The sequence below is a fragment of the Natronorubrum thiooxidans genome (genome assembly GCF_900156475.1).
Lineage (GTDB): Archaea > Halobacteriota > Halobacteria > Halobacteriales > Natrialbaceae > Natronorubrum > Natronorubrum thiooxidans.
Window position 1 is genome coordinate 77,832 of sequence record NZ_FTNR01000003.1, and the last position, 25,497, is coordinate 103,328.

Annotated in this window: 23 protein-coding genes and 2 tRNA genes; 14 read left to right on the forward strand and 11 right to left on the reverse strand. The window is 62.1% G+C overall.

All coding sequences use genetic code 11. The features are described from left to right. Window positions 1-25 precede the first annotated feature (25 nt). From BW940_RS05645 to BW940_RS05655, 4 genes are all read left to right on the forward strand, one after another. Window positions 26-1,030 (forward strand): FAS1-like dehydratase domain-containing protein, encoded by a 1,005-nt coding sequence (locus BW940_RS05645; RefSeq protein WP_173834855.1) that lies wholly within the window; start codon window positions 26-28, stop codon window positions 1,028-1,030. 121 nt (window positions 1,031-1,151) lie between these two features. Further along, complete coding sequence (locus tag BW940_RS22335) at window positions 1,152-1,286, forward strand: hypothetical protein (RefSeq protein WP_268875528.1); 135 nt, start codon at window positions 1,152-1,154, stop codon at window positions 1,284-1,286. Window positions 1,287-1,448: 162 nt separating this feature from the next. Beyond that, a complete protein-coding gene (gene msrA, locus BW940_RS05650) occupies window positions 1,449-2,117 on the forward strand; it encodes a peptide-methionine (S)-S-oxide reductase MsrA (RefSeq protein WP_076608230.1) in 669 nt (222 codons plus the stop codon). Window positions 2,118-2,198: 81 nt separating this feature from the next. Beyond that, window positions 2,199-2,606 carry a hypothetical protein gene (locus BW940_RS05655; RefSeq protein ID WP_076608231.1) on the forward strand — a complete coding sequence of 136 codons (408 nt, stop codon included), beginning with the start codon at window positions 2,199-2,201 and terminating at the stop codon, window positions 2,604-2,606. A 68-nt stretch (window positions 2,607-2,674) separates the two neighbouring features. Here the strand turns inward: BW940_RS05655 and BW940_RS05660 are convergent, their stop codons facing one another. The 3 genes from BW940_RS05660 to BW940_RS05665 form a co-directional block, all read right to left on the reverse strand. After that, a complete protein-coding gene (locus BW940_RS05660; protein WP_076608232.1) occupies window positions 2,675-3,124 on the reverse strand; it encodes a MaoC family dehydratase in 450 nt (149 codons plus the stop codon). A 76-nt stretch (window positions 3,125-3,200) separates the two neighbouring features. Next, window positions 3,201-3,341 (reverse strand): hypothetical protein, encoded by a 141-nt coding sequence (locus BW940_RS21710; RefSeq protein WP_173834850.1) that lies wholly within the window; start codon window positions 3,339-3,341, stop codon window positions 3,201-3,203. A gap of 180 nt (window positions 3,342-3,521) precedes the next feature. After that, complete coding sequence (locus BW940_RS05665) at window positions 3,522-4,418, reverse strand: universal stress protein (protein ID WP_076608233.1); 897 nt, start codon at window positions 4,416-4,418, stop codon at window positions 3,522-3,524. A gap of 181 nt (window positions 4,419-4,599) precedes the next feature. On the opposite strand from BW940_RS05665, the gene BW940_RS05670 reads away from it, so the two are divergent. Next, entirely contained in the window at window positions 4,600-6,330 is a 1,731-nt protein-coding gene (locus tag BW940_RS05670) for an MFS transporter (protein WP_235847773.1), read from the forward strand. Window positions 6,331-6,903: 573 nt separating this feature from the next. Here BW940_RS05670 and BW940_RS05675 read toward each other — a convergent pair. Next, a tRNA-Val gene (locus BW940_RS05675) sits at window positions 6,904-6,978 on the reverse strand. 183 nt (window positions 6,979-7,161) lie between these two features. Between BW940_RS05675 and trpD the strand changes: the two genes are divergently transcribed. Genes trpD through trpG form a run of 4 tightly spaced genes read left to right on the forward strand, consistent with a single transcriptional unit; the run spans window position 7,162 to window position 11,157 of the window. Next, window positions 7,162-8,178: an anthranilate phosphoribosyltransferase gene (trpD, locus tag BW940_RS05680; protein ID WP_076608235.1), complete on the forward strand. Its 1,017-nt coding sequence runs from the start codon at window positions 7,162-7,164 to the stop codon at window positions 8,176-8,178. Next, entirely contained in the window at window positions 8,175-8,843 is a 669-nt protein-coding gene (locus tag BW940_RS05685) for a phosphoribosylanthranilate isomerase (protein ID WP_076608236.1), read from the forward strand. Before trpD ends, BW940_RS05685 begins: the two co-directional genes overlap by 4 nt. Then, the gene (gene trpE / locus BW940_RS05690; RefSeq protein WP_076608237.1) at window positions 8,840-10,519 is read left to right on the forward strand and encodes an anthranilate synthase component I; all 1,680 of its coding nucleotides are present in this window, start codon (window positions 8,840-8,842) and stop codon (window positions 10,517-10,519) included. The genes BW940_RS05685 and trpE overlap by 4 nt, the downstream gene beginning before the upstream one ends. Beyond that, window positions 10,516-11,157, forward strand: a complete 642-nt coding sequence (trpG, locus tag BW940_RS05695; RefSeq protein ID WP_076608238.1) for an anthranilate synthase component II — start codon at window positions 10,516-10,518, stop codon at window positions 11,155-11,157. Before trpE ends, trpG begins: the two co-directional genes overlap by 4 nt. Window positions 11,158-11,288: 131 nt before the next feature. Here trpG and BW940_RS05700 read toward each other — a convergent pair whose 3' ends face one another. Beyond that, window positions 11,289-11,471: a hypothetical protein gene (locus tag BW940_RS05700; protein ID WP_076608239.1), complete on the reverse strand. Its 183-nt coding sequence runs from the start codon at window positions 11,469-11,471 to the stop codon at window positions 11,289-11,291. A gap of 440 nt (window positions 11,472-11,911) precedes the next feature. Between BW940_RS05700 and BW940_RS05705 the strand changes: the two genes are divergently transcribed. Further along, the gene (locus BW940_RS05705) at window positions 11,912-15,031 is read left to right on the forward strand and encodes an adenosylcobalamin-dependent ribonucleoside-diphosphate reductase (RefSeq protein WP_076608240.1); all 3,120 of its coding nucleotides are present in this window, start codon (window positions 11,912-11,914) and stop codon (window positions 15,029-15,031) included. Between the two features lie 111 nt (window positions 15,032-15,142). Here BW940_RS05705 and BW940_RS05710 read toward each other — a convergent pair whose 3' ends face one another. Next, window positions 15,143-16,774 (reverse strand): BCCT family transporter, encoded by a 1,632-nt coding sequence (locus BW940_RS05710; RefSeq protein WP_076608241.1) that lies wholly within the window; start codon window positions 16,772-16,774, stop codon window positions 15,143-15,145. A 398-nt stretch (window positions 16,775-17,172) separates the two neighbouring features. On the opposite strand from BW940_RS05710, the gene BW940_RS21715 reads away from it, so the two are divergent. Further along, window positions 17,173-17,310, forward strand: a complete 138-nt coding sequence (locus BW940_RS21715) for an HVO_2523 family zinc finger protein (protein WP_173834851.1) — start codon at window positions 17,173-17,175, stop codon at window positions 17,308-17,310. Between the two features lie 9 nt (window positions 17,311-17,319). Here BW940_RS21715 and BW940_RS05715 read toward each other — a convergent pair whose 3' ends face one another. Next, on the reverse strand, window positions 17,320-18,033 hold the full coding sequence (locus tag BW940_RS05715) for a TVP38/TMEM64 family protein (RefSeq protein WP_076608242.1): 714 nt from the start codon (window positions 18,031-18,033) through the stop codon (window positions 17,320-17,322). Window positions 18,034-18,125: 92 nt separating this feature from the next. Between BW940_RS05715 and BW940_RS05720 the strand changes: the two genes are divergently transcribed. Further along, window positions 18,126-18,524 carry a DUF5830 family protein gene (locus BW940_RS05720; protein ID WP_076608243.1) on the forward strand — a complete coding sequence of 133 codons (399 nt, stop codon included), beginning with the start codon at window positions 18,126-18,128 and terminating at the stop codon, window positions 18,522-18,524. Between the two features lie 105 nt (window positions 18,525-18,629). Here BW940_RS05720 and BW940_RS05725 read toward each other — a convergent pair whose 3' ends face one another. Further along, a complete protein-coding gene (locus BW940_RS05725) occupies window positions 18,630-19,907 on the reverse strand; it encodes a DUF7115 domain-containing protein (RefSeq protein WP_076608244.1) in 1,278 nt (425 codons plus the stop codon). A 103-nt stretch (window positions 19,908-20,010) separates the two neighbouring features. Between BW940_RS05725 and BW940_RS05730 the strand changes: the two genes are divergently transcribed. Further along, window positions 20,011-20,164: transfer RNA gene (locus BW940_RS05730), tRNA-Met, on the forward strand. A gap of 111 nt (window positions 20,165-20,275) precedes the next feature. On the opposite strand, the gene BW940_RS05735 is transcribed toward BW940_RS05730, so the two are convergent. From BW940_RS05735 to BW940_RS05745, 3 genes are all read right to left on the reverse strand, one after another. Next, entirely contained in the window at window positions 20,276-20,575 is a 300-nt protein-coding gene (locus BW940_RS05735; RefSeq protein ID WP_076608245.1) for a HalOD1 output domain-containing protein, read from the reverse strand. A 109-nt stretch (window positions 20,576-20,684) separates the two neighbouring features. Next, a complete protein-coding gene (locus BW940_RS05740; RefSeq protein ID WP_076608246.1) occupies window positions 20,685-23,834 on the reverse strand; it encodes a PAS domain-containing protein in 3,150 nt (1,049 codons plus the stop codon). A 106-nt stretch (window positions 23,835-23,940) separates the two neighbouring features. Next, window positions 23,941-24,270 carry a cupin domain-containing protein gene (locus BW940_RS05745; protein WP_076608247.1) on the reverse strand — a complete coding sequence of 110 codons (330 nt, stop codon included), beginning with the start codon at window positions 24,268-24,270 and terminating at the stop codon, window positions 23,941-23,943. Window positions 24,271-24,397: 127 nt separating this feature from the next. Between BW940_RS05745 and BW940_RS05750 the strand changes: the two genes are divergently transcribed. Then, on the forward strand, window positions 24,398-25,465 hold the full coding sequence (locus BW940_RS05750; RefSeq protein ID WP_076608248.1) for a 2,3-butanediol dehydrogenase: 1,068 nt from the start codon (window positions 24,398-24,400) through the stop codon (window positions 25,463-25,465). Window positions 25,466-25,497: the final 32 nt, after the last annotated feature.

Here is a 25,497-nt window from a genome sequence, read left to right on the forward strand (position 1 = left end):
GGTGACACACGTGCCGCGTAAGTCGATGGCCGACCTCGAGGCGATGGTCGGCGACTCGCGGGTCACCGTCGAGGAGTTTCGGATCGAACGGGGCAAGGTCGAAGAGTTCGCGCGGGCGATCACGGATCCGAACCCGGTGTTTCGGGATGCGACAGCCGCCCGTGAGCGCGGCTACGATCGAATTCCGGCTCCGCTGACGTATGCCCGGGTTAGCACGTTCCCGCGGTATCGGGCCGATGGCGTCGAGGATCACGGCTTCGACCTCGGCTTCGAGTCCGAATACGTCCTCCACGGCGAGCAGGCCTACGAGTACGAACGGCCGCTACAGGTCGGCGACGTCCTGACGGGGACGACGACGCTTTCGGACGTCTACCAGCGCGACGGCGGCCGGGCCGGGACGATGACTGTCGCCGTCTACGAGACGACCTATCGAGACGGCGATGACGACCTCGTCCTCACGGAACGGGCGACCGTCATCGAAACCGAGGGAGCCGTTCAGGACGATGCAGAAGGCGACGAGTCGGGTGACTCGAGCGACGCTGACGCCGAAACGGATCCGAAGACACAGACGGCCACAGCCGAGTTCGGATCGACAGTCGAGGGCGGCCCGCTCGCCACCTCCATCGACGACGTCGCCGTCGGCGACACCGGGCCAACGGTCGTCGTCGACGACCTCTCGCGCCGACAGTTCGTCGAATACGCCGGCGCGAGCGGCGACTTCAATCCGATCCACTACGACGAGCCCTACGCCCGCGCGGCCGGCAACGACCGCGTCTTCGGGCAGGGAATGTTCACGGCCGGCGTCGTCTCGCGGGTCGTCACCGACTGGTTCGGCCTCGAGGCGGTATCGGCGTTTCGTGTCCGATTTCAGTCGCAGGTCTTCCCTGGCGATACGATCGTCGCGACCGGTGAACTCGCCGACAGCCAGCCCGATGACGGGATCGTCGAGGCCGACCTCGAGGCGACAAACCAACACGACGAGACGCTACTGACGGGGACAGCGACGGCCACGTTCCCGAGCGGCGAGTGATCCGGACTGCTATCCGCGAGAGAGGAGATTCGTACCTATCAGTGGTGACAACACCGCGCGCACAATGCTGGCATTCCGCTTAAGAATATGCACACCCCAACGAGCGAGTGGGATGGATGTCGTGACTCGACTCCGACTGCTCGTCAACAGTGATGGTGAGTTGTACGAATGTCGGAACTGCGGCGAGAAACTCGACCACGACTGCGAGGAGTGTCCGACCTGTCGATCGACGGAGATCGCTCACTACGAGTTCTGAGACGGACACACGACCGCTGACAGGGGCGACCAGTCGGCCGAACACCGGACACTTGGTCCGTCCGAACGTCTGTACTGACCATCGCGTCCATCCGCTCCCACCAGCGCCCGCCTCGAGCGACTGGAGCGAAGACGCCATCTCTCCGAAGCCCGTCGATTGGGTATGGAAGAGTCAGACCCGTCCGTCACGGAGTTCTCTCTGCTAGAGCAGCAGGGGGACACTCCCTCTCCGAGCGAGACAGAAACGGCGACGTTCGGCATGGGCTGTTTCTGGGGCCCCGACGCCCGGTTCGGTGCGATGGAGGGCGTTGTTCGAACACGTGTCGGCTACGCTGGTGGGACGACTCCCAATCCACGGTACTACTCCCTCGGTGATCACACCGAAGTCGTGCAGGTCGTGTACGACCCCGGGACCGTCACCTACGACGAGTTACTCGAGGACTGCTGGGCGAACCACGACTGGACGTCGACGGCACACAAACGACAGTATCGTGGCGTCATCCTCACTCACGACGATCACCAGCACGAAGTTGCCACGCGCCAGCGGACCGCACTCGAGGAGCAAACCGGCCAGTCGGCCGAAACCGCAATCGAACGGCTCGAGCAACTGTTCCTCGCAGAAGACTACCACCAGAAGTACGAACTCCGCTCGACACCGGTTGTCGGCGACGAACTCGAGGCACAGTACGGTGACGCGTTCGTCGACTCGACAGTCGTGGCCCGACTCAATGGGTTCGTCGCTGGCCACGGAACACCAGCCCAGCGAAACGAGGTTCTGGCGCGCCTGAATCTTCCACCGAGGCTGCTCGCGGAACTTCGGCGGCGTTTCTGAGCGGCGTCTGGCGAATGCAACGTCGCAAACGACGCGATCACTGCTCGTCCTTTTTTATATGCCGGCCCCGAACTGTCGGGTATGACTGGCGGCGACCACTACAAGCTATTCGGCGTGTACGTTTCGGAGCCAGTCGCCGACGCCCTCGCTGACACACTCTACGACGAAGCAGGCGTCGTCGACCCCGAAACGTACTTCGATGCCAGCATGGATTCGGTGCCTACCGGTGACCCCGGTGGCGAGGTGACAGCCACACTCGTCGCGGACATCCGCACGTCGTTTGCCACCCTGTACGACCGAGCCGACTTCGAGTCCGCCGAAGCCGTCGCGCCTGATGCGTTCACCCTCGTCCATCTCGCCGCCACCCCACAGACCGTGACCGAGGTTCGCGAGCGCTTCCGGGCCGCCGTAACTATTCAGGAAACGGACCTGCGGACGGTCCAGACCGCGATTCTCGCCGCAGCGCTCGATGTGGAGACAGCGGTGTAGCATGCCACTGCGGTCCGTCGTTTCAGTTTATTTCGCTCGAGTCGAACAGCAACTTCCCCAACCGTAGTTCACGTGTCGGGATTCCGTCGCTTGATCATCGCGTGTGCGAGCCACGAGATGACGACGTCGCCGTCCTGATTGATGCCCTCGAGACGGGAGTCGACGTACCCCCGCTTGGGATCGCTCTCGGAGACGCGCTTGTCGACGACTTCCGTCCGAACCGACAGCGTATCGCCCGGCGTGACGGGCTGTTTCCAGCGGAGGTCGTCGACGCCACGGGCACCCATGCCGGCCTGGTCGTTGAGCGCACCGTCGACGAGCAACCGCATACAGATCGATGCGGTGTGCCACCCGGACGCGATGAGTTCACCGAACGCGGAGTCAGTGGCTGCCTCCTCGTCGACGTGAAACGGCTGTGGATCGTACTGCTCAGCGAACTCGACGAGTTCGTCTTTCGTGACGTGATACTCACCGAACTCGTCGACATCCCCGATGTCGATATCTTCGTAGTACTGCATCTACTACAACTGTGTCGCACGCAAACAAGAGTCTATGGAAAGGCGAAACCCGACGGCAGCGTGGTGGTATCTGAGTTCAGGCTTCCTGTAAATCGTAGATACTCACCCAGTGGTCGGGGTACTCCGCCTCGTGGGCACTTGCGTCTCTGTTTGCCGTTGGCCAGTCGGGGCACTCACGCTCGAGATCACAGCTATCACAGCGTAGTTGGTATGTCATACCTAGGCATACTCCGGCGGAGTGCTTAAATTTTCATCTCGATCGGAAACTCTGTGTCGGGAGTCGACCGAGCAATCGCGACTGTTTCACTCGGTGGTCTCGTGACCGTCTCCGGACTGCAAGATTGTCTCGGTGTATATCCCACCAGTACTGGATTCGCCTGCGCTTTGACAGACACAGTCACGGTAGATTTCTGAGCCGCTGCAGTTGTCGAAGCACTGGCCCGCCGACAGCATCATCGGCTCGAGCAAGGATCACCGTCCGATCGGTTCGTTTGATAACAGTCCGCGGAATCGACCCAACGAGACGGCGATGCAATGCTCCCTGACGTGTCGCACCGAACACCAGGACGTCGTGGTCGGCCACTTCGTCGACGAGCGTCCCGACAACGTCGTCGCTGTCGTGGAGCCGTATCTGCACGTCGACACTCGGCCCCGGGGTCTCCTCGAGTGCCAACTGTGCGTCGACGGTCGACTCCTGTGCGACGTCAGTGTCTACGTCGGCACCGATGACGGCCGTGACGGTCACCGTGGCGTCGTTGCGAGCCGCGATTGCCTTCGCAATGGTAGCTGCCGGGCGAACGTGGGGGCCGCCGGCCACCGGCAACAAGACCGAATCGACGCCGTTTGCCTCGCTCCCGATCCGTTCGACGTAGAGATCACACGACGCTCGCTTGAGCAGGCGATCGACGGTCGTCCCGAGTACCGCGTCGGTCCGCCCACGGCGCTCCTGCCAGCCGACCACGAGCGCCCGCGCGTCCGTTCGCTCGATCGCCGTGAGCAGGCCATCGGACACCGAGTTGCCGACCACCAACTCGCCGGTGACCGTCACGTCCTCGGGCGCAACTTTCGTCGCTCGATCCAGCGTTTCCTGTGCATCGCCCGAATACTGCTCGAGGATTGCGTCGTCGGTATACACCGAAAACGGCGACTCGTGGGACTTGACCACCACCGAGACGATCTGCACGACGCCGTCGGTCGCTCGAGCCAGATCACCCGCCGTCCGAGCCAACTGCTCGGCGTGTTCGGGGTTCGCGATCGCAACCAGTACCGGCCGGTCTTCCGATGCTGTAGCCATGAATGGTAATATGTGACATGATGATGAATACGCTCGGATACGATTGTGAGACAGTCATCTCAAGCGTACAAACGGGAGGTGGATCAAATGTGGAGAGCAAAGCGGCGGTCGATTCTTCCCTCGAATGTTCGCTTCGACGCTGGTGACTGCTATTTGAGGCTCAAACACGTTAGACCACTGTATGCCCACAGATGAGTCTACTTCCAACGGGAGTACTCGTCTCTCTACGGGCCTCAAGGCCGGCGTACAGTACTGGGCCCCAGCAATCGCCGTGAGTCTGACGACGTTCATCGTGGTCCTCAATGCATCCCTGATGAACGTGGCGATCCCCACGATGGTGGACGAGTTCGATACCACGGTCACCGTGATTCAAGGGGCGGTTGCACTCTACTCGCTGGTGACAGCTGCGCTGGTTCTCCCAGCCGGGACGCTGCCGTCTCGGCATAGTATTCGGCGTGTACTGGCAGTCGCACTGCTCGTCTATGCCGGTGGGACGCTGGTGGCGTCGATTAGCTGGAATACGACGATACTCTATCTCGGCTGGTCGCTCATCCAGGGGTCCGCGGCCGCTGTGATATTTCCTCTGACGTTCACGGTACTGATAATCAGTTACGAAGACGATGACCGGGCGAAGGCATTCGGACTGTTAGCTGGCGTGAGCGGGGTTGGCTCAACTATTGGACCGATTATCGGTGGCGCACTCACTACGTACGCGAGTTGGCGGTGGGGATTTACGTTGCAACTCGTCGGTGTGGGGGTTATTCTCTTCTTCGCGCAGTATGTGAGCCCGAACCCACTGTCAGAAACACCCAGTTCACTGGATAAAGGTGGGACAGCGCTGTCAATCGTCGGTTCGACGTCGCTCGTCACTGGGTTCCTTCTGAGCGGGAAGTACGGGTGGTTAGTGGAACGGCGGCCGTTCGTCGTCGGCGAGATGCAGTTCAATCCGTTCGGGACGTCGCCGGCGATCTGGTTTCTCGGGGTCGGACTGCTCGGATTCGCCGCGTTCGTTCAGTACGAACGTCGACTGGAACGGGCCGGGAAGTCGCCGCTCGTTCCGTTGCACGTCCTGACGAACCGCCCGTTTTTGGCCGGCGTTCTCACCTACAACATGCGCTCGATCGTCTCGGCTGGCTTCTTTTTTATCTTCCCGGTCTATCTCCAGGCAGTACTCGGATACACTGCCTTTGAAACTGGGGTCGCGCTGTTACCGTATTCACTCGCGTCGATCCTTTTTTCGACGGTTACGCCCAACTGGCGGAAGTACATCTCGCCAAGGACGCTTATCCAGATCGGTATCGTGTGTATGGGCGTTGCGCTGGTGCTGTTGTACGAGCAGACGGGCCCCAGTCAGACGATCGTCAGGATGGCACTCCCGGTGGCGCTGTATGGGGCCGGCGTCGGACTCGTACTGGCACAGATTACCAATATGACGATGTCGGCCGTCCCGACCGCATACTCCGCCGAGGCATCCGGCATCCTGAACGTAAGCTATTCGATCGGGTTCTCCCTGGGGACCGCAGTGATCGGCTCGTATTTTCTCGGCCGATTCTATGGGGGTGTCGTCGATGGCGTCCTCCGAGCGGAACACGAGACCGTTTCGGCCGAGCAGCGAACTGATCTGGTAATCGCGCTCGAGGATGCAGCAGAGACAGCGACCGACGCCACGCAGCAACAGTTCCTGACCCAACTCACTCCGGCACAACGACAGTTGCTCGAGGAGATCTTCGAGGCGGCGATGTTCGACGCGCAACGGGCAACGCTGCTGCTGCTCGTCCTGTTCGTGTTACTCTTGCTTATTGCGTCGACGTTCTTACCACGGCAGATACCGGACGCCGACGCCGGAACCGACCACCTCGAATCGTCACAGGATGCGACACGTGAGGCGTCTGAAACGGCCACAGAGGACTAACCGACATCGGATAGCTCGGATGCGAGCCGGCATCCGTTCGGTTGGCTCATATTGCCGGACAAAACGATTCACGCCTCGATCGCACGCGAACGCTCGTCGCCTTCGCCGATGAGCCATGAGACGCGATCGGGCGGTTACTGACTGTTGTCCGGCAGTATCTGTGTGACTCGAGAAACCGCTGATAGCACACTATCGATCGCCGCAGGACACTGTCGGCTGCGACTATACTGGTGTCTGCCTTGAATAGAATGATTAGTGATTAGCGTAGGTGCGAAATCCATTCAGGACTGGCCCTTTAGTCGGTTTAGTACAGGAATCGAATCCATAATCAGGCTCATACGCTCATATTTTCGATCTCGCGCGTCTTCCCATGCTTTGTCGAAATTCGCGTTGATCGTGCTAGCTACACTTGCAATTTGAAATCTTAATCGGCAGACATTCATTATCCAGAGAAGACTGCTTTCATGCGATTTCGACAAAAACGAGTGGTGATTGTGGAAATCAAAGATCAACGAGCAATAGATGCTGAGGCGTTTTGCGAATCACTCCTTAGGAACCATTACTCCACGAATATGGGTTGGGGCAGATTTGAACTGCCGGCCTCCTCCATGTCAAGGAGGTGTCATAACCAGACTAGACCACCAACCCGCCTGGTTTCGCTTCCGTGGCGTCCGTCGCCACCTCGTCTGCAATCAATCGTTGCCCGCCACGGTAATTGAAGGTTTCGAATCGGTTGCTGTTCGGGTGTCGACCCCACACACTCCGACGACACATTTAAGTCGATGTACTGATTTGGACATTACAAGACAACTACGTACATTGGTGTTCACTATGCAGGAATACGTCGAACGGGTGACTGACGGACAGGATCTGACACAAACGGAGGCTCGAGCGGCCTCGACGGCGGTGTTCGAGGATGCAACGGAGGCACAGATCGGCGCACTGCTCGCGGCATTGCGTGCGAAAGGCGAGACGGAAGCGGAGATCGCCGGCTTCGCGGAAGGGATGCGTGAGGCTGCCCGCACGATCTCGCCCGACCGGGAGCCGTTGGTCGACACCTGCGGGACGGGCGGGGACGACTACGATACGATCAACGTCTCGACGACGAGCGCGATCGTCGCCGCCGGCGCTGGCGTGCCAATCGCTAAACACGGCAACTACTCCGTCTCCTCGTCGTCTGGCAGCGCAGACGTTCTCGAGGTCGCCGGTGTCGACGTCGAGGCCGAGCCACCGGCCGTCGAAGAAGCGATCGAACGCGACGGCATCGGCTTCATGCTCGCGCCGGTGTTCCACCCTGCAATGAAAGCCGTCATCGGGCCGCGAAAGGAACTCGGCATGCGAACGGTCTTTAATATTCTCGGGCCGCTGACGAACCCCGCGGGTGCGGACGCACAGGTCGTCGGCGTCTACGACCCCGGTCTCGTCCCGACGCTGGCGGCAGCACTTGCCCGAATGCACGTCGACCGCGCGCTGGTCGTCCACGGCGCGGGCACCGACGAGATCGCCATCCACGGCGAGACCACCGTCGCGGAAGTAACGGGCTCCGACGTCGAGCAGTATTCGCTCGAGCCAACCGATCTCGGCCTCGAAGAACACGATATCACGGACATCGCGGGCGGCTCGCCCGAGGCAAACGCCGACGACATGCGCGGTATCGTTGCGGGCGACGTGACGGGCGCAAAGCGCGACGTCATCCTCGCGAACGCGGGCGCAGCGATCTACGTTGCGGGCGAAGCCGACTCGCTCGAGGCAGGTGCCGACACCGCGCTCGAGGCGATCGAGTCCGGCACGGCGGCGGCGAAGTTCGAGCGCCTCTGTGAGGGGGCCTCGGAGCAGGTACAGCGATGACACGCGTCAAGATCTGTGGACTGACGACCGAAGCCGACCTCGAGACGGTCGTCGACGCGGGTGTCGATGCGGTCGGGATCATCTGTGGCGTTTCCGTCGACACGCCACGAGAGGTCTCGATCGAGCAGGCACGGCAACTCGTCACGGCCACGCCACCGTTTGTGACGACGGTACTCGTGACGATGCCGTCTGATCCCGACCACGCACGCGAGTTGGTCGATGCGGTCGGGCCGGACGTCCTCCAGATCCACGGCGGTCTCGAGCCGGACGACCTCGACCACTTGCGATCGTCCATCAACGCGCAGCTCCTCTACGCGGTCGATGCCGACGACGCGACGAACGCAGCCGCCTACGACGACGTCGTCGACGCCCTCCTCGTCGATACGCCGGGCGAGGACGGCGGTGGCGGCACCGGAAAGACCCACGACTGGGAGCGGACCCGACAGGCTGCTACCGACCTCGAGTCGCCGTTGATTCTCGCGGGTGGGCTCACCCCGGACAACGTCGCGGATGCGGTCCGAACCGTCGAGCCGTTCGCCGTCGACGCCGCAAGCGGGGTCGAAGCCGACGACGGCAGCAAGGACCCAACCGCAGTGCAATCGTTCGTCGACCGAGCCACGACCGCCCATCGAACGGTAGAGCCGGATTCGTCCCATCTCCCATGACTGACTCAGCCACCCCATCGAACCCGACGCCGACGCTGGATATCGACCGCGAGACCTTCCGCGAGTATGCGGGCGACCGCGAGGACCGGCCGACAGTCGTCCGAACCGTCGTCACCATCGACGTCGAGACGACGCCGCTTGCAGCCTACGCCGCCCTCACTGGCCGCTCACCCTCGAGCGACCGGGAGCGAGCGCCCTATGCCTTCTTGCTCGAGAGCGCGGAGAAAACCGCCTCGAGCGATCCGGACGGCGCGTTCCGCCCGAGTTCGACGCGAGCGGACCGCCACGCGCGCTACTCCTACGTCGGCTACGATCCTGACGCCGTCGTCACAGTCGAGCCCGAGGGGACGACCGTCGAGGCGCTGACCGACGACGCGCCGCTGGATCTCGTCGAGACGGACGTCGAAGGCGACACCGTCGACGCGCTCCGAGCAGCGATGCCAGATGTCGACTTCCCGAACGCACCCAACCACGACCGCCAGCATCTGACCGGCGGGCTGGTCGGTTTTCTCGCCTACGACGCGGTCTACGACCTCTGGCTCGAGGAAGTCGGCCTCGAGCGGCCCGACTCGCGGTTCCCGGACGCCCAGTTCGTTCTGACGACGAAGACGCTCGCGTTCGACGAGCGCGACGGGACGGTCTCACTCGTGTGTACGCCGGTTCTCGAGGCCGGCGACGATCCCAACGCGGTCTACGACGACCTCCTCGCGGAGGCACGCGCGGTCGCGGAAACGCTGCGAACGGCCGCCGAACCGGAGACGGGCGGGTTCGTCCGCGACGAAGAGATCGCCGGCCCCAAAGACGAGTACGAAGAGAGCGTCCGCCGGGCGAAAGAACACGTCCTCGACGGCGACATCTATCAGGGCGTCATCTCCCGAACGCGAGAACTCTACGGCGACGTCGACCCGCTCGGCTTCTACGAGGCGATGCGTGACGTGAACCCGTCACCGTACATGTATCTGCTCGACCACGACGATCTGACCGTCGTCGGCGCGAGCCCCGAGACGCTGGTCTCCGTGCGCGGGCGCGAAGTGATGTCCAACCCCATCGCCGGGACCTGTGATCGGGGCTCGAGTCCCGTCGAGGACCGTCGACTAGCCGGCGAGATGCTGGCCGACGAGAAAGAGCGCGCCGAACACACGATGCTGGTCGATCTGGCGCGAAACGACGTCCGGCGCGTCTCGGAGGCCGGGTCGGTCCGCGTCGACGAGTTCATGAACGTCCTCAAATACAGCCACGTCCAGCATATCGAGTCGACAGTGACCGGTGAGTTAGCAACGGACGCCGATGCGTTCGACGCGACGCGTGCGTCGTTCCCCGCCGGCACACTCTCGGGCGCACCGAAGATCCGCGCGATGGAAATCATCGACACGCTCGAGGCTGAGCCACGCGGGCTCTACGGCGGCGGCGTCGGCTACTACTCCTGGACGGGCGATGCCGATTTCGCGATCGTGATCCGGACGGCAACGGTTGAAAACGAGGCAGATCGAGACCGGATTACGGTTCAGGCCGGTGCTGGATTGGTCGCCGACAGCGACCCCGAGGCCGAGTACGAGGAAACCGAGAAGAAAATGGGCGGCGTGCTCGCAGCCCTCGAGGCGATCGAGACGCCTGCCGACGGCAGCGAGGACGACTCAAGCGGAGCCATTGAGCGGACGCCGGAGGTGAGCCGATGAGCGCGACGGGCGAGCAGTCGGCTGTCGACGCGGATGCAGCGGCGCTGACAGTACTGTTTATCGACAACTACGACTCGTTTACGTACAACCTCGTCGAGTACGTCAGCCAACTGCCGGGCACCGAGACCGAGATTCTGAAAAACACCGCCTCGCTCGAGGACGTCCGTGCTGTCGATCCCGACGCGATCGTCATCAGTCCGGGGCCAGGGCATCCAAAAAACGACCGCGACGTCGGCGTTACGATGGACGTACTGGACGAACTCAGTCCCGAAGTGCCGACGCTGGGCGTCTGTCTCGGCCTCGAGGCTGCCGTCTACGCTTACGGCGGCACCGTCGGCCGCGCCCCCGACCCGATCCACGGCAAGGCCTCTGCGGTCGACCACGACGGCGAGGGCGTCTTCGAGGGACTCGAGCAGGGCTTTCGGGCTGGTCGCTATCACTCGCTGGTCGCCACCGAGGTGCCTGACTGTTTCGCGGTGTCGGCGACGGCCGAACACGGGGACGAGACGCTCGTGATGGGTGTGCGCCACCAGGAGTATCCACTCGAGTGCGTGCAGTTCCATCCGGAAAGTGTCCTGACGGCTGTTGGGCACGATGTCATCGAAAACTTCCTCGAGTCGGTCTATAGTAACAACTGAAACGATTTACACACAGATCGCATAGCTGTCATGCGATCTGGTGTGCATTGACTTTCAGTGGCTACTATAGCTCCTGTCGCGTTCGGTATCAAACGGCAGCAAAAGCAGAGATAGTCATCCGATCGTCAGGTTCAGACGCCAGGGAGCAACTCGAGGGTGCCGGTCGCCCACAGCGCGGCGAGCACGACCGCGGCGACGATACCGAGTCGGACGGCCAGTTTGATCGCGATGCGGATCGCAACGACGGCGACCGCGAAGGCAGCCAGCCCCGCCAGAATGAGCAGGATCGTCGAGGACGTTAGCGGTTCGAACATACGGAATACCCTGTACTACAGGGACGTAATCTTTCTGGATGAGATGAGAGAACAAGAATCAAGATTATCATGAAATATGAATAGTCTTCGTAGTCAGAATGTCACCACTGCGAAACTGAAAATCACCCGACAAGGTGGCGATTCATTATTGCTGTGGCTACTTTCAGTTCGGTCTGAAAATCGTTAAGACCGTTGGCGTTGTAGTTGTTGATAGCACCGAATACGGTCATCTCGAGGATCGTGATCGAACCGACACACGAAACAGTCCAGAGACATCTATACAACTGGATTTGCACTAGTCCAACAAAAGTGGGACGAAATACCCAGTTTTAAGATGCATGGCTGACTATCGAACCTTCGTTACGAATGATGGAATCCAGAACCCACTCTTCCGCCAGAATCGCCACCCGGAAACGGGATACTGACGAGGTGACCCGCGCATGAGCGACTCGGAGCTCTCCGCGGCTGACCTCACCCTCCCGATCAAGCGCACCGACGGCGACACGCTCGAGGAGCGCCTGACCGACAACGCCTACCACAACATCCTGCCCGCACGGTACCTGCGCAAGGACGCTGACGGCGAACTCATCGAGGAGCAAGAAGACCTCTTCGACCGCGTCGGCAAGAACGTCGCCCTCGCAGAAGCCGTCTACGAGGCCGAAAACTGCGACCTTGAGGTCACGGTCACGCCCGACCAGCTCAAGCCCGACCATCCACGCCGAGACGAACTCGCCGAGGAGGTCTTCGGCGAGGGGACGACCGCAGATGACGACGTCGAAACGGAACTGACCGAGCACAACGTCAACAAGTTCGCCTACGACACGGTCGTTCCCGAACTCCCCGAAGACGTACGCGAACACGTCGAAGACGTCGCCGAGACGTTCATCGAGGGGATGGAAAGCCTTTCGTTTATGCCGAACTCGCCGACCCTGATGAACGCCGGCGACGAACTCCAGCAGCTCTCGGCGTGTTTCGTCATGAGCCCCGACGACGACCTCTCGGACATCCACGAAACCGCAAAGAAGGCCGCGGAGGTCTTCCAGTCCGGCGGCGGCGTCGGCTACGGCTTCTGGCAGCTGCGCCCCTACGGCGACTCGGTCGGTTCGACCGGCGGTATCGCCTCCGGCCCGATCACGTTCATGCGCACGTACGACCAGCTCTGTGAGACGATCGCCCAGGGTGGCACCCGACGCGGTGCCCAGATGGGGATCATGCGCGTCTCCCACCCGGACGTCATCGAGTTCATCCACGCCAAAAACAAGGACGTCTCGCTTGCCCACACGCTGCGGCTCAACGACCCTGACGACTACACCTATACGACCTTCTCCGAAGCCCTCGAGGAAGCCCGCGAGCTGATCGACGAGGAAGGACGGGTTCCGAAACACCTGCGCAACGCCGTCGAGGGCCATCTCTCTAATTTCAATATCTCCGTCGGCATCACCGACGGCTTCATGGACGCCGTCAAAAACGGCGACGAGTTCACATTCACGAACCCGCGCACCGAAGAGCCACACATCGCCACCGAGGAGACCAAGGAGATGTACAGCCGCTACGATCTCGGCGAGCACGTCGAGGTCGGCGAGCCGCTGTCGATCCCCGCCGAACTCATCTTCGAGCGCATCGTCGAAGGCGCCCACGAGAACGGCGAACCGGGCGTCATCTACCTCGAGCGTGTCAACAAACAGCACTCTTTCGACATCGAGGAACAGGAGGACCACCGTATCCTCGCGACGAACCCGTGTGGCGAACAGCCACTCGAGGAGTACGAGGCCTGCAACCTCGGCCACATCAACCTCTCGACGGTCGCCGACCAGAACGCACCCGACTGGCGTGTCTGGTCCGACGAACACGAAGACGAGTACGACTCCACGGAAGCGGCCGTCGCGGCCTTCTTAGAGGAGGCAATCGACGTCGAGGAGTTCGACGAGCGCATCGAGTACGGCACGCGCTTCCTCGAGAACGTCGTCACGATGTCCGACTTCCCGGTCGACGAGATCGAGGAGAAGGTCCGTGACATGCGCAAGATCGGCCTCGGGATCATGGGGCTTGCTCAGCTCTACATCCAGCTCGGCATCAAGTACGGCAGCGAGGAGGGCAACGAGGTCGCCAGTCAGCTGCTGACCCACATCAACCACGGCGCGAAGGCGACGAGCCACGACCTCGCGACCGAGCGTGGCTCCTTTAACGACTGGGACGACTCGAAGTACGCCGAGCCGACCGAGTACCGCGAGTGGTTCGAGAAACAGACCGGCGAGGACGCCGACGACTGGGCCGATGGCTTCCCGATCCGCAACCACAACGTGACGACCATCGCCCCGACCGGGACGACCTCGATGGTCGGCAACACGACGGGTGGCTGTGAGCCGATTTACAACGTCGCCTACTACAAGAACGTCACCGACGACGTCCAGGGCGACGAGATGTTGGTCGAGTTCGACGACTACTTCCTGCGCGTCTTAGAGGACAATGACATCGACGTCGATGCCGTCAAGGAAGAAGCCCAAGAGCAGATGGCGACCAACCAGTTCGACGGCGTCGAAGGCCTCTCGACGGTGCCAGACGCCATCGGCGAACTGTTCGTCATCACCTCGGATCTCTCGGCGAAACAGCACGCTGCGGTCCAGTGTGCCGCACAGAAAGGCGTCGACTCCGCAATTTCGAAGACGGTCAACGCACCGAACGACTCCTCGCTCGAGGACGCCAAGGAGGTCTTCGAGTGGGTCTACGAGAACGGCGGGAAGGGTGTCACCTACTACCGCGACGGCACCCGCAGCAAACAGGTGCTGACGACGCGGGCCGACAACGCCGACTTCGCCGACGAGACGGAAGCCGCACAGGCGCTCGTCGAACAGATCGACGAGATCTTCGGTGGCCTCGAGGCGTTCCTCGAGAGCGAGGACGTCCGAGACGTGCTCGAGGAAGACGTCGACTCGCTGGTCGGCGAGGCACGCCAGCCTGTCGAAGTCGACTTCACCGAGAAGCGCGAGCGGCCAGACGCCCTTCAGGGTGTCAGCCAGCGTATCGACACCGGCTACGGCAAAGTCTACGTGACGATCAACGAGGATCCCGAGACCGGCCAGCCATTTGAACTGTTCGCGAACATCGGCCACTCCGGTGGCTTCACGAACTCCTTTACCGAGGCGCTGGCGAAGGTCATCTCGACCTCGCTACGCTCGGGTGTCGACCCCGACGAGATCGTCGACGAACTCTGTGGCACGCGCAGTCCGAAAGTCGCCTGGGACAAAGGCGAGCAGATCCAGTCTATCCCGGACGCCATCGGCACCGCGATGCGTCGCTATCTCGAGGGCGAGATCGACAAGCCGTACCCAACCCAGCAGACGCTCGAGGATGCGGCTGATACGGGAACGGAAGCCGAGTACGACGGCCCACAGACCGACGGCGGCGCTGCCGCCCAGAACGGCTCGAAAGTAGACGACGACGCCACTCAGGACCTCATCGACGCCGGCGAGTCGCCGGAGTGTCCCGACTGTGGCTCGCTGTCGCTGTACTTCTCGGAAGGCTGCAAGACCTGCGAGTCTTGTGGCTGGAGCGAGTGCTGAGCCGGTTTCGAGAGCGGAGATTCTGACGGCGAACGGCTCGAAACGCGTTTTCGATTTGTGGATGATCTGTCCCCGTCAGCGATGCGATAACGCTGCTAGCGACCGTCGACGTTAGTCGTCGTCATCACCGGGAATCGCATCCGTCTCCCCTGTCGAGGCCCGTTCGGGCCGCGAGCCGATGATCCAGGCGTCATCCTGCAGGAGCACGCGGCCGAACTTCGAGCTGAACTCCCGAGCGAGGCCGAGCAACGCGAAGAGACAGACAAACGCGAACGGGCCACCCGTGATGATCGCGGCCGACTGCAAGGCGTCGACGCCGCCGAGGATCATCAGGATCGCCGCCGTCATGCCGAGGACGACCCCCCAGAAGACCCGATTGATGCTCGAGGGACTGGCCTTGCCGCCGGTGGTCATCATCGACACGGCGAGGGTCGAGGAGTCCGCCGACGTGATGAAGAACGTGGTGACGAGGATCATGAAGGCGATCATGAACACGGAACCGAGCGGGAACGCCTCGAAGAGGGCGAAGCCGGCGACCGGCGCGCCGTGTTCGCCGACGGGGCCGAGGATATCCGTGACACCGTTGTGCTGGGCCCAGACCGCTGAGCCGCCGACGAACGTAAACCACGGAATCGTCGCCCCAGAGGTTGCAGCGATACCCGTAAATGCGACTTCACGAACGGTGCGTCCCTTGGAGATCCGTGCAATGAACAGGCCGGCGAACGGCGACCATGAGAGGGCCCACGCCCAGTAGAAGACGGTCCAGTCGTTTGCCCACTGGGTGCCACCCTCGACACCCGCGCCGGTAAACAGGCTCATTGAGACGAAGTTTGTCACCATACCGCCGAAAGCCTGTGTCCCGAGTAAGACGAGGAAGACGGTCGGACCGAGAATGAACGTCGCCACCATGAGGACGACGAAGAGGATCATGTTGAAATTCGAGAGCCGTCGGATCCCGCGGTCGACGCCGAGCACCATCGAGATCGTAAACAGGAGCGTCATCGTCGTCACGACGAGGAGGACCCCGGTGTTCCCCAAGTCGATCCCCCACTGGTAGTCGAGCCCGGTGACAAACTGGCTGCCGATGAAGCCAAGCGACGTCGCGACGCCACCGATCGTCGCGAAGACGGCGATGATGTCGATGAACTTCGCGGCGGCACCATCGAGGTTGTCGATACCGAGCAACGGCGTCAGCGCCGAGGAAACGCGCAGTGGGACGTTCTCGTAGTTGTACGCGAAGTAGCCGATCGCGATCCCCATGATCGTAAACACCGCCAACTGCGGGAGCGCCCAGTGGAACAGCGTCTGCTGGACGGCGACCGTCATCGCTGCAGCCGAGCCACTGGAGACATCGAACAGCGGTGACGGGTTGTCGTAGTAGAACAGCGCCTCGGTTGGCCCCCAGAAGACGACTCCAGCGGCGAAGCCAGCCGAGTACAACATTGCAAAAAACGAGAGGAAGCTGTACTCCGGTTTCTCGTCGCCGAGTCTAATCTTCCCCCACGGGCCGACGATCAGGAACAGCAAGAAGAGGACGATGAGGAAGACGATCAGCAACAGCGCCCAATTCAGATACTGGAGCATCGCCTCGTTTGCCACGCCGATGGCGTTTTCGACGGTCGCCGGACTGAGGAAGTAGAGTGCAATAATGCCAACCGAGAGGCCGGCCCCGAACAGGAACACGATCGGGTCGAGTTCCTCGCGGAAGCGACCGACAGCACCGAGATCGTCCGAATCAGCCATTGACCCGCCCCCCTTCGATAGGATCATGCCCTACCAGAGCCGCGTTCACACCCCACCGTCGCGCGACAGTCGAACCAGTCCACTTAAACACGTCGTCGCTTCCCGGGTGACTCCGTTCGTTCGAACGTCCCCGCCGTTCTGCACAAACCATGGTCATTGGTAACACCATCCGCAGGGTCCACGAACGCCGTCTTAACGCTATCCATACTCATTCTTCCGAGAAAGATTTTTGTGGATATTTCTCGAGTCGACAGGCAATCCGAGAGCCACAGGGAACTGGTGTCACTCGAGTCCGTCGCGTTCATAACGATACCAGCCGTCAGTATGACGTACCCAATGTATCGCGGCCGAGCAATCCCGTCTACCGCTGCAGACAGCCCCTCGAGTGCTGGTGATCCGTGACCGACAGCACTGAAACCCACAGAGCGGGCGGGCCGCCATGTCCGTTCTGTGAGACGGCGATGTACAAGCGCCACTGCAAGTACGTCTGTCCACAACACGGTGTCATCATCGACTGCAGTGATCCGTTCCGTTGAACGGTCTATCTACCGATCGACGGGCCATCGCTGCGTCCGCGAGCGGACGGTTCGATAGACGGGGCCTGCAAGCAGTGCCAGCGCGGCGAGCAGACAGGCGACGGTGAGCGTGAGACCGAGGTCGCCGACCCCGCCGGTCGTCACGGCTGCCGCCGAGGAGCCAACGACGACTGCAGCGACCGTCCAGGGAAGTTCGCCGATTATCGTCCCGATCACGAGTTCACGAAGCTGCACGCCGCTGATCGCCGCTGCACACGTCGAGACGTCCGACGGAATCGGTGCCAGCCGCGAGACGATGACCCCACGGATCGGTCCTGCGGCCTCGTAGTACCGTGAGACCGTCGTCCCGGTTCGCTCGAGGAGCCTTCCGAACCAGCCGACAAGCGGCCCTGAAGACGTACCCATATCAGCGCCGTCGAACCAGCGTGCAGCGACGAAGACGGGCACCACGGTCGTGACGACACCGGCCAGTGCGATCGGAACCCCAAGTGTGACGCCGTAGCCGTAGCCGACGACGAACGCAAGCGGCGTCGTCGGAAGGGCAAACAACGGCCGCAGCAGATAGAGCCCGATCACGAGCAGTCCGAACAGCGCGGGATCAGCGGCTACTGACGCGACGACCTCGAGGATTTGTGTTGGGGAGACGAGAATGCCAACCGCTCCGATCACACCGACGGCGATCGTTCCAGCGAGCAGCCGTCCCTGTCCCGGCGACACCGACATCGATCACCGTTTTCACTCGAGTGGTTGAAACGTTTGTGTCTCTGCGGGCAGCGACACAACGTTTATTCGTGCCGGCCCGACACCACACACCGATGGACCGTGACGAGACCGGGGCTGGTACGCCCGTCGACGCCAGCGACGACCGGGTCGCGCTCGGACTGGCACTGCTCGAGCGACTCGAGCACGAGTCACTCCCGCTCCCCGCGGTCGTCGACCGAATCGAGACCGTGACGACCGATCCGACGGTGACGCGAACGATCCTCGACGAGGCCGAACTCCGGGGCATTATCGACCGCGAGGACGGGATTATCCGCCCGAAGAGCCGACAGTACGTGCGCTTCGAGCAGGACGTCATTACGAAAGACGGTGATTTCTCGTGCCAGCGCTGTGGCTCGGGACTGTCGACGGGATACTTTATCAAGCTTGACGCTGGCGAACTGGGGCCGTTTGGGTCCTCGTGTATTCGGAAGGTAACGGGGCGTGAGGACTGATACGGTCTGCTGTACCGATCGCCAGAGACGGGTCGGTGATCGGCGGTCAGTGACGACAGCAGTCCGTATGAGAAGACGTCGGAGACGGTGTGGATCTCGAGGCCGTTATCGGCGCGCGCGGAGTTCCGCGATCAGCTGTTCGATCGTCTGCTGTTGGCGCTCGATCGTCTCCGTTTGCCGTTCGACGGTCGTTTCGAGCGCCTCGAGGCGCTCGACGAGTTCGGCATCGGAAATCAGGTCGGCGTCCACATCGGCGTCGTCGGTGTCACCACCGAGCAAGGGGGTCGCGTCGAGATCGGCGTCACTGGTGTCTCGGTCGGTGTCCGATTCGGGCGCAGCCGCCTCCGCTGTCTCGAGTTCCGTGGCCGACTCGGTCGGCGTCTCGGCCGTCATCTCGAACGTCGTGTCCGGCGTTGCCGTGTCGTGGCCCGGCGTCGGCTCCGTTGGCTCTTCGGTCGACTGTGCGTCCGGCTTGTGTTGGTGGGGCTCCTGTGGACGGTCCTGGTGAGCGTGTCCAGCACTCGAGTCGTGTCCGTCCGACGATGGGGCCGTACCCGCGCTCGAGTCGGCCGTCGAACTGTCTGCGAGTGGATCCGTCGATCCTGTCGGTGCTGGTTCGCTCGCGTCGTTGACGGAGTCGCTACGCGCGTCGTCGTCCAGTTCGGGTGGGTTGGCATCGAGCGGATCGACGCCGTCGCCGAAGTCGACCGTCGCAGGGTCACGTTCTTGGGCGACGTCCTCGTCGTCGCCGACCGCTTCGTTGAGTTCCGCGAGCGAGCCGACATTATGGTACTCGAACAGCGCGCGCTTGAGCCGCTCGCGGAGGTCATTTGCCTCCTCGTTGGGGGCTTTGATCCGCTGTGGGCGGCCGTCGACCGTGAGGACGATCTGGGTGGCGACGCTGCCGTCCTCGAAGGCGAGTCCGGTCACGTCGTCGAACTGGTACTCCTCGTAGTCACCGTCCCAGACCGCCGCGCCGATGTGTTTGACCAGCCGGTCGCTCGTGATGATCAGCGTCAGCTCGCTAAAGCGGTAGGTCTGGACGACCGTCTCGCCCGGCTCGGTGATCCCGTTGCCGTTCAGGACACCAGCGAGCACCGGATGGAGGACCGCGTCGGTTTTGCTCGCGGGGACGGTGAATTTCTTTTCCCCTTCGAGTGGGTACTCGAGGGTGAACGCGGTTTTGCGCCGTCCCTCAGAGAGTGTCAACCGGTCGGCATCGTGGGGGTATTCGTCGACAGATTCGTCGCTTAGCAGTCCTTCGGAGTTGTAGACGAGGGTACTCGAGGGAGTAATAAAGAGTTCGTCGTCACCACCGAGAGAGACTCGAGCCGCGATTTCGTCGCCATCGAGAGTAGAGTGGACGATTCCGGGAACGCTCATGCGCGGGTAGTTGGGAAGGCCATCTCATAAATCCGTGGGTCGGCGTTACACGCCCGGCCGGAATGAGAAGGTTAAAGAAATAGACCGCACTATCAGAAAACGAGCCCGGGTGGCTTAGCTGGACATAGCGCCGCACTCATAGGGTTCAGAGATTCGGTGCGGTTTCGCCTTGGAAGCCTCCGTGTCCCCACGAGGACTCTGCCGAGCCTCGGACCTGGGACATGCGGAGATCGAGGGTTCGGAGCCCTCCCCGGGCATTTTTCGACGAAATCACGTCTCAGAGCGGAGTGATACCGTCGCAAGCGTAAAATCAGGACTAGAGACGGCGGCTGCCAGCTCTCGTCTCGAGCCGTCGCAGTAGCACCCGATCAGGCCGTTTCGATGCTGATTTCACCGTCAGCGGTGGCGGTCACCAGACAGTCGTTGTATTCGAAACAGACCGAGCCGCCGGACCGAAGCCCGTCTGCACGCGGCTCGAATAGTCGCTCGAGCGCATCGGTGTTGATCGTGTAATGAAGCGGGTCGAGTGCGGTGATGTCTTCGTTACAGAACGTTGCAACGGCATCGACGATCGCAACGCTCAGCGGTTCGTTGTCGAGTCGGTCATACTGTACAGTGTAACACTCTTCTGTTGAGGTAGACGGTGAGCGTGAAGTCATTTCAGTCATTAATTCTGCGCACCCCCAATCGCTGGGAAGACAGAGATGGCTTCACGAGTGGAAGTAAAGAAGTTGACTGTTAACTGTATAACCGGGTGGGAGTTCTATGGTTAATCAATTAACCACCGCTCGTCGGTTCGCCGAACAGGGCGGTGAGGAGCTTCCGTTCGGTGGCTCTGACGTGCTTATGAAACGCGGGTGGAGAGATCTCGAGTGAATCTGCCAGGTCTTCGCCGGTGGTTTGACGCGGCCACTCGAAGAAGCCACCGTGGTAGGCCGTCTGGACGACCTCACGTTGGCGGTCGGTCAGTTGTTCGAGCAGCGAGTTGCGGGCAGTGATATCGATCGTCGAGCGGTCGGCCGTCGACTGTTCACGACGAGCGACCATCGATGCGGGGAACCCACGACGGCCGAGCCCCGACAGCAGGTTCCTGATTTCGATTGTATCCGGCACGTCGATGATCGCCCGGCTGTCGGCGTGGTCGGTCACGAACGACCGGAGCGTTCCACCCTGGGCCTCGACGACGGAGCCGAGGAACGGCTCCGCACACCGGAGCTGTACCAGCGTCTCCCCCTCGAGATCGGCGATCACGGAGAGATCGCGAACGCCCTCGAGATCGGCAAGGGGAGCGATATCGTCGGTCACGACGTCGACGTCGGCCATGGCGAACACCGTCGATGAGCCGTCAGTTCGGCGCGTTTCCCCTTCATACTCCATCCGCGCACCCAGCTGCTCGGCGACTCGACACAGCGGCGACTCGGCCTCGAGTTCGAGTTCGAGTTCGACCGCGGACACGCCGTCGGCACGCAGCGCGGTCTTTCGTTTGACTGCGTCGATCGCATAGCCGATGGTCTCGCCGAGGTCTGCAAGCATCGAGCGAAGCGGTGCATCGAACACATCCCGTTCGTCGCCGTAGAGTGAGACGACGCCGTACAGAAAGTCATCGTACACCAGCGGGACGGTATAGACGGACTGGATGTTCCGTGAGAGGGCTTCGACGCGCCAGGTTCCGTCACGAACCGAGTCGGCGACGTTCTCGACGTACACCGAGTCTCGTGTCCGCGCCGCGCGCCCCGTCGGTTCGGCCGCGGAGTCGTTGACAGTCGTCACCGTGACGGCCTCGAGATAGCCACGCTCGAGGCCGTCCTGTGCCCGCATCTGGAGCTGGTTGCCGCTCGGGTCGGGTTCGCCGATCCAGGCAAACGAGCAGGCCTCGAGATCGGCAAGGTGGTCACAGATGCCCCGTTCGATCTCGGACCGGGAGTCGGCCATCAGAAGCAACTGCTCGATGTTCTGGCGAACCTCGTTGGCGTCGTTTAACCGCTCGAGGTGGACGTTTTGTTGCTTGAGTTCGCGTTCGCGACGGTGGAGGCGGTGGGTGCGGCCGATCCGATCGAGTGCGGCTTCGGCCGTCGCGGCGAAGAGCTGGGCGAGTTCGAACGTCTCGTCGTCGTACTGGTCGGGTTCGGGATCGAGGGCGACGAGGACGCCGTGTTCACCGATCGGGACGTAGAGCCCGCTGCGAGCGGCCGTTACCGACTCGGACACCGGCTCCGAGTCCCGAATGTCGTCGAATCGAGACGGCGTGTCACTGGCAAACGCTTGCCACGTGATGCTGTCGGTGGGCTCGAGTCGGGGTGGCGTTCCGATCATCGACTCGAACCCGGAGGCGTAGGCTGCCGGCAACAGTTCGTTCTGTTGCTCGTCGAAGCGGTACACGACGCTCTCGATGTCGAGGACGTCGGCGGCGACGTCGACCATGTATTCACAGGCAGCCTGCTTCGATTCGACGGTGAGGAGGTGTCTCGTGGCTTCGTGTAAGGCGTTGAGCGTCTCCTGATACTGTGTCCGCTCGGTGACGTCGACGGCCGTTCCGATCACGCGCTCGACGGTCTCGTCCGTGGTGATCGGTTGCCACCAGGCTTCGAAGACGCGATCCTCGAGAAGCGTCACAGAGTGGGCGGCTTGGCCGTCCAAGGCCGTGTTCGCATCGTCGATGATGGTCGAATGAGAATCGAGCACGTCGAACAACGACTCGCCGACGAGCTGTTCAGTACAGCCGTCGATATGATCGAGCGCGCGCCCTTCGGCAAGCGTGATCGTGCCGTCAGCGTCGACGACGAAGAGGACGACGGGGACGTTCTCGACGAGCGTCTCCAGGCGTTCCGTCCGCGCCTCGAGCGCCCGTTCGCGCTCGATTCGATCGGTCACGTCCTGAAAATACACCGACGTACCCGACGGAGAGGGGTAGATCCGCACGGCATACCAGCGATCGGCCGGCTCATAGTACTGCTCGAGAGACGTGGGCTCCTGGCGTTCCATCGCCTCGAGTGCGGCCTCGTGAAACGCTGTTCCCTCGAGCCCCGGGAACCGCTCGAGGACGTTCCGTCCGAGCACTGCCGACGGATCGACGTCGAGAACGGACGCAGCTTGGTCGTTGATATAGGTGAGTCGCCACTCCGTGTCGAGCGCGTAGAAGGCGTCTGTCACCCGTTCGAACGACTCGTCTAGCTCCCGTTCGACGTGGTGGCGTTCCGTGACGTCCCTGATCGAGACGACGATGCCACCGCCTTCGTCGAGCCAGTTCGTGAGAACGGCTTCGTGGACGAACCAGCCGTCAGTTGCGTGTTGCCATCTGTATTCGACGGTCGTCGTCTCGCCGGTCGCTCGGTCACGGAGATCCTCGAAAGCCGCTCGAACTGCCGGTGTGTCTGCCGGATGGACGTGTGCCGTGAGTTCGGTGTCGAGCACCGACGCCGGCTCTGTGCCGAGTGCCTGGTCGGTCGACTGCCCGACGTCGGTGATCGTGCCGTCGCTATCGGTCACGATCAAGAGATCCGACGACTGCTCGAGCAGTGTCTGATACCACGTCTCCTGTCGCGTGACCGTCCGACGTACCCTCACGGACTGTGCGGCCTGCTGCAGCCGGTGTTCGAGCATCGCCGGCTCCTCGACCGTCGATCTGCGAACAATGTCAGTCGCGCCCGCGTTTTGAGCTCGCTCGAGCGTCTCTTTGTCTCCCGTATCGACGGCATAGACGACCGCACACGTCGCGTCGATGGCGGTGAGAGCGTCCTGCTCGTCGGTGAGCACACAGTCCGTTGCCTCGAGCGATCCCGCTTCGAGGTCGGCTGCCGACTCGAGCGGGCCGGAGATCGTCATTCCCTCGTCCTCGAGGCGTTCGGTCGCCGTCCGGAGCCACGTCGACGAGCCGACTACGAGGACCCGAAAATGGGTCGTCTCGGGTGTACCGAGACTGCGGTTCATATCTTCGATGGGAACGGCATGAATAAAAAACTCGTGTTGGTGTTGGGTGCAGGATTGTGTGTCGCTGCCCAGCTACGTCCCGATTACGGCCGCGTTCGCGACGCGCCTACGAGGGGAGCGGACAGAGACTTGCGGTGAAGACGACCGTTTCGTCGGTTTCGTTTCGTGCGCCGTGGGCGACACCGCGGTCGTGCCGGACGACGCCGGGTGCCGTGATCGCCTCGCTCTGTTCACCCTGGACGACGGTCACCGTCCCCTCGAGGACGTGGAACACGTTCGTGCTGTCGGCGTGTTCGTGGGCCGGGAGTTCCGCGCCCGGTCCGAGCGCAAACGCCTTGACCAGGACGTCGTCGGTGACGACGAGTTCGGCGGTTTCGATCTCGCCGTCGGCCGGCTCGAGTTCAGCCAGTACAGTGTCGTATTCATCGAGAGACATACCCGATGGTTCGTGGAGGCGACATAAATGTGATGCTGAAGCGGCGGCCTGCTCAATTGCCCCACTATCATGGTTATTGTCATCTATACACACAGTATTTATCTACGTTCGACGGGAAGAGAGCGATATGCGTTCCGCCGTATTCCACGGACGAGAGGACATTCAGGTCGATGAGATAGCCGAACCGGCCGTCGAGAGCGACAGTGTGCTGATCGAGGTCACTGCAGCGGGGATCTGTGGGTCCGACCTGCACGAGTACGCTGCCGGTCCGATCTTCATTCCGGGTGATGCCCCCCATCCAGTGACTGGGGAAACGGCCCCCATCTCGATGGGCCACGAGTTCGGCGGCGAAATCATCGAGATCGGCGAGGACGTCGACGATATCGCCGTCGGCGATACCGTTACCGTGAATCCGGTTCTGTACTGCGGCGAGTGTCGGTACTGTGAGGACGGTTCATACCACCTCTGTGAATCCGGCGGATTCACCGGCCTCTCCGGCGGCGGTGGCGGCTTCTCGGAGCAGATCGCCGTCTCGAGCGAGCAGGCCATTCCGGTCCCCGACGACGTCCCGGCCGAGTACGCCGCGCTGGTTGAACCGTTCAGTGTCGGCCTGCACGCGGTCCGAAACGCGGAATTTTCCGCCGGCGATTCGGTCGCCGTCTACGGGACTGGCCCGATCGGCCTGACGGTCGTCCAGGCGGCGAAAGCCGCCGGTGCGAACCCGGTGTACGCCGTCGAACCCCAGGACGCACGACGAGAACTGGCTGCTGAGGTCGGTGCAGACGAGACGCTCGACCCAATCGAAACGGATGCACCCGAAGCGATCATCGAGCAGTCGAACGGCGGCGTCGATGCCACGTTCGAAGTCGCAGGAATCGAGCAGACGGTCCGGGACGCGATCCGGTCGGCGAAAAACGGTGGCTCGGTTACCATCGTCAGTATCTTCGAGGAATCCATCGCGATCGAACCGAACGAGATTGTCCTCGGCGAGCGCACCGTTTCCGGGACGTTGGCGTACGAAGGCGGACCGAAAAGCGACGTCGAGTTCGGTGCCGTCATCGACATGTTTGCCGACGGAACACTCGATCCCGAACCGCTGATCACCAGTCGAATCGACCTCGGCGAGATCGTCGACGGCTTCGAGACGCTGCTCGGCGGCGAGCACGACGAGATCAAAATCCTCGTCGAACCATAGCCGGCACGTCGCCGCGAGTCACCGCGGGCAAT